The sequence below is a fragment of the Streptomyces sp. NPDC006544 genome, from assembly GCF_040611715.1.
In the GTDB taxonomy this organism is placed as follows: domain Bacteria; phylum Actinomycetota; class Actinomycetes; order Streptomycetales; family Streptomycetaceae; genus Streptomyces.
This window is the reverse complement of the sequence record NZ_JBEXOV010000189.1, coordinates 1-5,056: the sequence shown is the minus strand read 5'-3', so window position 1 is coordinate 5,056 and position 5,056 is coordinate 1. Positions and strand designations below refer to the sequence as shown.

4 protein-coding genes and 1 pseudogene are annotated in these 5,056 nt (G+C 69.3%); all 5 read left to right on the top strand.

Features of this window, described 5'->3' with window-relative positions; genetic code table 11:
• Positions 1-351, top strand: a 351-nt coding sequence (locus tag ABZY44_RS37250) for an ATP/GTP-binding protein (protein WP_356661927.1), incomplete at its 5' end; no start/stop codon positions are given.
• Positions 352-653: 302 nt separating this feature from the next.
• Positions 654-3,854 carry a nitrate- and nitrite sensing domain-containing protein gene (locus ABZY44_RS37245; RefSeq protein WP_356661925.1) on the top strand — a complete coding sequence of 1,067 codons (3,201 nt, stop codon included), beginning with the start codon at positions 654-656 and terminating at the stop codon, positions 3,852-3,854.
• A 10-nt stretch (positions 3,855-3,864) separates the two neighbouring features.
• Positions 3,865-4,278 (top strand): roadblock/LC7 domain-containing protein, encoded by a 414-nt coding sequence (locus ABZY44_RS37240; protein ID WP_007266772.1) that lies wholly within the window; start codon positions 3,865-3,867, stop codon positions 4,276-4,278.
• 93 nt (positions 4,279-4,371) lie between these two features.
• Complete coding sequence (locus ABZY44_RS37235; RefSeq protein ID WP_356661923.1) at positions 4,372-4,962, top strand: DUF742 domain-containing protein; 591 nt, start codon at positions 4,372-4,374, stop codon at positions 4,960-4,962.
• Positions 4,943-5,056: pseudogene (locus tag ABZY44_RS37230) on the top strand (ATP-binding protein); the annotation flags it as partial. The gene ABZY44_RS37235 and the pseudogene ABZY44_RS37230, both read left to right, overlap by 20 nt.

Genomic DNA, 5,056 nt, shown 5'->3' with positions numbered 1-5,056 from the left:
CTCGACCAGGACCTGATCCTGTACCTCTTCGGCACCCCCGGACAGGACCGCTTCTGGTTCATGTGGGACGACCTCGTCCGCGGCGCCATCGGCGCGATCGTCCTCGTCGACACCCGGCGCCTGGCCGACTGCTTCCCGGCCGTCGACTACTTCGAGAACAGCGGCCTGCCGTTCGTCGTGGCGCTCAACGGCTTCGAGGGGCACCAGCCGTACACCCCGGAGGAAGTCCGCGAGGCCCTGCAGATCGGGCCGGACGCCCCGATCATCACCACGGACGCCCGTCACCGGTCGGACGCGAAGAGCGCGCTCATCACGCTCGTCGAGCACGCCCTGATGGCGCGTCTCAAGTAGTCCGTCACGCACGAGATGTGGCGCATCGCATGTTTGGGGGGCGGGCTGTAGGACACGGCCCGCCCCCTTTGGTTCATAACGTTTCGACAGAGAATTGCGGGTAGTTGGCGACACGGTGCGTTCGGCCGGTGTCACTGCGCTCACAACCGGCCCCATTTTTGCCGCAGGACGCTCTTTATGTCCGATTTATGTGGGGCATAAGGATCTATGAATGGCTGATTTCAACTGTTTGGAACACGGCCGTTAACCGTGCTGGAATTCAACGAACTAGCTAGTAGCACCGCCGAGAGGTTGTTGGTCGAGTGAGGCGAAGCATCTCGAGCCCGGAGGACGAACCCGCGCGCGGCAACTTCACCCCGCCGCAGCGCGCGGCCACGTCATCCATCGGCGTACCCATGGACGCTCCCGCGCGCAGCGGGAGCGCCAGCAGGTTCTCGCCCCGCAACTGGCGCGTGCCCACCCGGCTGAACGCCATCCTGCTCGTCCCCGTACTCGTGGGACTGGTCATGGGCGGCTTCCAGGTGAAGGGCTCCATCGAGACCTGGAACGAGGCCAAGGACGCCGAGAAGACCGCCCGCATCGTCCAGGCGGCGGCCGTGTACGGCGAGGCCATCCTCAACGAGCGCGACCTCACCGCCGAGCCGCTGCTGCGCGGCCAGCGTGATTCCGAGCCCGTCCTGAAGGCCTACGCGGCCACCGACGCGGCCAAGGCGAAGTTCGCCGAGGCGGTGAAGGACGTACCGCGGGGTCAGGGCATGGAGCGGCGCCTGGAGCTCTTCCGCCAGGAGGAGCCCAAGCTGGAGCTGGTCCGCAAGAGCGCCTACGCGGCGCAGCTGGAGACGGCGAAGAAGGACCTGCCCAAGGCGGCGGGCCCGATCCCGACCGAAGAGGGTTATGTGCTGGTCCAGCACTACCTCATGCAGTTCTCCAACGAACTGGGCCTCGGCACCGGCAACGTGACCTCGTACGGCCGCATGGTCTACGCGGTCGAACTGTCGAAGGCCGCGAACTCGCTGCAGCGTTCCGTCGGCACGCACCTGCTGGTGCGGCCGAACGAGAACGAGGACGTCCGCAGGGCCCAGCTGGTCGCCTTCTCCTCGTACGCGTACCTCGAAGAGATCGCCATCGGCGAGTACGTCGCCGCCGGCACCGACGAGGACGTGGCACGTCTCAAAGAGGTGATGGGCAAGCAGTCCGCGGCGGGAGCCGCCAAGCTCGCGGCCGCCAAGCAGCAGGCCGAGCAGGCCGGCACCGTCTTCCGCGCCCCGCCCATGGTCAACAACTCGGCGCTCACCGGCATGACCGAGGCGATAGCCAGCGGCGAGCGCAAGGAGAAGCTGGCGCAGAACGGCACCACCCCGCAGGCCTGGCAGGCTGCCGCGACCGCCAAGTTCGACGGCTACGCCGAGGTCGAGAAGGAACTCCTCGACAAGGCCCTCCAGGAATCCGTCAAGGTTTCCGACGAGGCCCGCAACGACGCCATCCTGACCGGCGCCATCGTGGTCGTGGCCCTGCTCGCCGCCTTCATCCTGGCCGGCATGATGGCCCGCCAGATGGGCCGCGCGATGCGCCACCTGCGCGGAGCCGCCTTCGACATCGCCGAGCAGCGCCTGCCGATGCTCGTCGACCAGCTCTCGCGCACCGACCCGGGCAAGGTCGACACCCGCGTGGTGCCGATCCCGATCGACTCCCAGGACGAGATCGGCGAGGTCGCCCGCGCATTCGACCAGGTCCACCGGGAAGCCGTCCGGCTCGCCGCCGAGCAGGCCCTCCTCCGGGGCAACGTCAACGCGATCTTCACGAACCTCTCCATGCGCAACCAGTCGCTGATCGAGGGCCAGCTGACCCTCATCACCGACCTGGAGAACAACGAGGCCGACCCGGACCAGCTGGAGAACCTCTTCCGCCTGGACCACCTGGCCACCCGTATGCGCCGCAACGGCGAGAACCTCCTCATCCTCGCGGGTGAGGAACCGGGCCGCCGCTGGGACCAGCCGGTTCCCCTCGTCGACGTCCTGCGCGCCGCCTCCTCCGAGGTGGAGCAGTACGAGCGCGTCGAGCTGTCGGGAGTCTCCGACGCCGAGATCCACGGCCAGGCCGTGACCGACCTCGTGCACCTGCTCGCCGAGCTGCTGGAGAACGCCACCACGTTCTCCTCCCCGCAGACCAAGGTCCGCGTCAACGCGACGCGTCTGCCCGACGGCCGCGTGATGGTCGAGATCCACGACAAGGGCATCGGCCTCACCGCCGAGGACTTCGCGGACATCAACCACAAGCTGGCCAACCCGCCGACCGTGGACGCCGCGATCTCGCAGCGCATGGGCCTGTTCGTGGTCGGCCGGCTGGCCGACCGGCACGGCATCCGCGTGCAGCTGCGCCCCTCGGGCGAGGCCGCCGGCACCACCTCGCTGGTCATGCTCCCCGACGCGATCACCCACGGTGGCGGTGGCGAGAGCGTCCCGGACGACGACTTCACCGTCTCCTCGATGATCCCGCAGCAGCAGGCGCAGCAGCCCGCGCCGCTGCGCACGGCCGCCGAACTCGGCTTCGACGACTCCCGCTACGAGGTCCACCGGGCCGACCAGCCGGGCCCCGACGGGCTTCCCGCCGACCCGCTCGTCCGTTCCCTGGCCCGTGAGGAGCGCCGGGCGGCGCTGGAGGCCCAGGTGGGCTATCCGCAGGCGCAGCCGGAGTACGGGGACTCCGCGGAGGAGTATCCGGAACCCCAGCCGGAGCATGCGTACCAGCCGTACCAGAGCTACGAGCAGCCCCCGCAGGGCTACGCCCCCGGTTACGAAGCCGGCCGGGCCCAGCAGGAGTACGAGGCGTACCCGCAGCAGGACTACGACTATCCGGAAGCGGAGTACCCGGATCGGCGGGCGGACGCCCCGGCGTACGAAGGCGGGTACGATTCCCCTTCCCCGCAGGCCCAGTGGCCCGAGCAGAACACGTACTCGGGCGCCTACCAGCAGGATTACGGGACCGAATCGGAATCCCCGGCCGCTCCCGAACCGGCCGCGGAGCGCGTAGGCTTCGACAGTCCGGGCGCCGCTGCCGACACCGGTCACCAGGTGACCGGAGCGGGCCTGCCGCGACGCGGCAGCCAGCAGCAGTGGCAGCCGGCGCAGCAGGAAGCGGAGTCCTCCGGATCCCTCTTCGAGCAGCGGCCGCAGCGTCAGCAGCAGCCCGCTGAAGCGGAGCAGGCCCCGGAGGAGACGGAAGGCACGGCTGCCTGGCGCTCGCGCAACGACGAGCGCTGGCAGCAGGCCGGCAAACTCCGTGAGCCGAAGGCCGGCGGGGTCACCCCGTCGGGTCTGCCTCGGCGGGTGCCCAAGGCCAACCTGGTCGAGGGCGCTGCGGAGACGACGCCGCAGGGAGGCCCCGAGGTCTCCCGGGCCCCGGAGGACATCCGTGGCAGGTTGAGCAACCTGCGACGCGGCGTCCAGCAGGGCCGCAACGCGGGATCCGAGCAGTCAAGTAACAGCTATGACCAGGAGCGTTAGTGTGAGCGCGATGAGCCAGGCGGCGCAGAACCTGAACTGGTTGATCACCAACTTCGTGGACAACACCCCCGGGGTGTCCCACACGGTGGTGGTGTCCGCCGACGGCCTCCTTCTGGCCATGTCGGACGGATTCCCGCGCGACCGCGCCGACCAGCTGGCGGCCGTGGCCTCCGGGCTGACGTCGCTGACCGCGGGGGCCTCCCGCATCTTCGAGGGCGGCGCCGTCAACCAGACGGTCGTCGAGATGGACCGGGGTTTCCTCTTCCTCATGTCCGTCTCCGACGGATCCTCGCTCGCGGTGCTCGCGCACCCCGAGTGCGACATCGGCCTCGTGGGCTACGAGATGGCCCTTCTGGTGGATCGTGCGGGCACCGTACTGACGCCGGACCTGCGTGCGGAGCTGCAGGGAAGTCTTCTCAACTAGCAGACAGGCAGTGCGTTTCGCGCCATCGCACCATAGGGTGCGGTGGCGCGGTTCGACAGGGAGTACTGCGTTCTTGGAGTCGGAGGAGGAAACGTGACAACACCCGGAGGACATCCTTATGGCGGCGCGCAGCAGCCGCAGGGTGGGCACGACCAGAACCGCTTCAACTTCCCCTCCACTCCCAGCAACCGGCCCTCGCCGGAGCACGACCCGGCGGGGCAGCAGCCCTACCAGCGGCAGCCCTACCAGCAGCCGCAGCCCCAGTACGGCCAGCCCCAGCAGCCCCAGCAGCCTTACCGGTCCGCCCAGCAGCCGCCTCCGCGCGCTGCGCGTCCGCAGACCCACAACCCGCTGGTGCGCCCGTACGCGATGACCGGTGGCCGGACCCGGCCGCGCTACCAGCTCGCCATCGAGGCTCTGGTCAGCACGACGGCCGATCCCGCGCGTCTGCAAGGGCAGTTGCCCGAGCACCAGCGCATCTGCCGGCTCTGCATCGAGATCAAGTCGGTCGCCGAGATCTCGGCCCTCCTTTCCATCCCCCTCGGCGTCGCCCGGATCCTCGTCGCCGACCTGGCGGAGGCCGGCCTCGTCGCCATTCACCAGCCCGGCGGCGACGAGTCCGCCGGCGGCCAGCCAGATGTGACACTGCTCGAAAGGGTGCTCAGTGGACTTCGCAAGCTCTAACGGCGGAGCGGCTCCTCGCTCCACCACCTCCGCGAAGATCGTGGTGGCGGGCGGCTTCGGCGTGGGCAAGACCACGTTCGTCGGCGCGGTCTCC

What these genes read in the sequence shown, in the direction of transcription:
- ABZY44_RS37240 (WP_007266772.1), top strand. Translation starts at nt 3,865, where the DNA reads ATGAGCCAGGCGGCGCAGAACCTGAACTGGTTGATCACCAACTTCGTG.